Here is a 1,505-nt window from a genome sequence, read left to right on the forward strand (position 1 = left end):
CAAGCAGCGGTCCACGCTCCTGAGCACTGAGACCCGGTGCCCACGCGTCTAAGAGAGAGCGCGGAAGAAGCACAATTGCCGCCACTCCCAACAGAACGAAGGCAACCGCCCCGATTGTAATCACAAGTCCGCTCGGATAGCGAGAATTCCTCGTGTAAGCCAACACGCCCTTACCTTTCCGCTGTTGACGCCCTGTAAGGACAGTAGCGTTCTTGCCCCATTACCTTGTGCTTGGGAGGAACGTCTTCGCGAGGCACAGCGACGCATCGCGAAGCTTTCGACCTACCTCCCGCCGGCCGAATGGGGAAGTCCATGGATCGGGCGGCTAGAAGGCCTTCATTGAGCCAGTCAATGAATCCGCATCCCGGCCGCCATCTTCTCCCACCAACTGTGCTGCCGCAGGCCTCCAAGGCCCGTTCCCGCTTCCTTAGGGATGGGGCACGGAGCTTGCCACGGAAAGTGTGCCGACGGTGTCTGATGGCTGGAGACGAACAACCCTGCGCCGACTCTAGGATGCTCAGACCGCTACGGCTTGGCAGTCCGTCCCCTCGCGTCCGCGAATATGCGGACGCCGTCAGTCAGTCCCGCCCGGAGCCTGCGGAGCGAGTTCGGCTCTTGCCGCATTCTTGAGCACTTCGGCGGCGTCCCGATAGGCGCGGGTGGCATCGTGAAGGACGCGCGACGCGTCTGCCATGGAAGCCTCCCGGGCAATAATGTCCCGTGCCCTCTCCGCGACCACTTGGAGATGGGGGTCCTCGCCCAGTGCTCGGGAGGTGTGTTCAAGGTTCGTCTCGATGACAGCGGATGCCGCCTCGATGGAGTCAGTGAGCGCGCTAAGGTGGTCGAACTTGGCGCGAACATCGACGCTGGCGAAGGCCGACGTCAAACCGTAAATGCTGAATCGCTCTTTCGCGGTCGGACCAGCGTCGATGATCTCTTGCTCCCACTTAAGCGGTCCGGCAGTCAAGATGGCGGTCCGAATCGCCAACTCGTCTTGCTCGGTCACTTTCAGCATGCTGACTTGCCGTACCTTCGCTACAGCGTTGTACTTCCTGATCGTGACGATAATGAGGACCATAACAGCGCGCTCAGCCCACGCGACATAGGCGAGCATCGGGGCGTATGCCGCCCGAAGCTGCTCGTACTCGCGCTCCTCCCGAGAAAGGTTGGCTTGGGCAGCGACGCTCTCCTCGTGATTCTTGCGAGCGCTTCTCGTTTCGCTCAGACTCGAGAACCACGCGATTAAGAGCGAGGCGGCAGCCACCACCACGGAGAGGAACGCGACCGCTGCACCGATTAGCGCCGCTTGGATAGTGGCGTCTGTGAAGTCCATGCGGTGAGCGTAATCCTGTCAGCCACCCTTCGATACGGGGTTGGTCTGCATTCGGTGTCCTGCTGAGCGGCGAGCCCAGGCTCGCATTTCTGCTCGACGGAGCCGCGAATCCGTGGACACATTTTGGACACACTTGCACTGAAAAGACCGAGACTATACAGAGTTTTTGTGA

At 60.7% G+C, this 1,505-nt stretch carries 1 protein-coding gene; it reads right to left on the bottom strand.

Going from position 1 to position 1,505, the window contains the following annotated elements; translation table 11 throughout:
* Positions 1-574: 574 nt before the first annotated feature.
* Positions 575-1,333, bottom strand: coding sequence for a hypothetical protein (locus JF66_RS18515; RefSeq protein ID WP_035880321.1), 759 nt, complete (start codon positions 1,331-1,333; stop codon positions 575-577).
* Positions 1,334-1,505: the final 172 nt, after the last annotated feature.

The organism is Cryobacterium sp. MLB-32 (genome assembly GCF_000738085.1).
Classification (GTDB): Bacteria; Actinomycetota; Actinomycetes; order Actinomycetales; family Microbacteriaceae; genus Cryobacterium.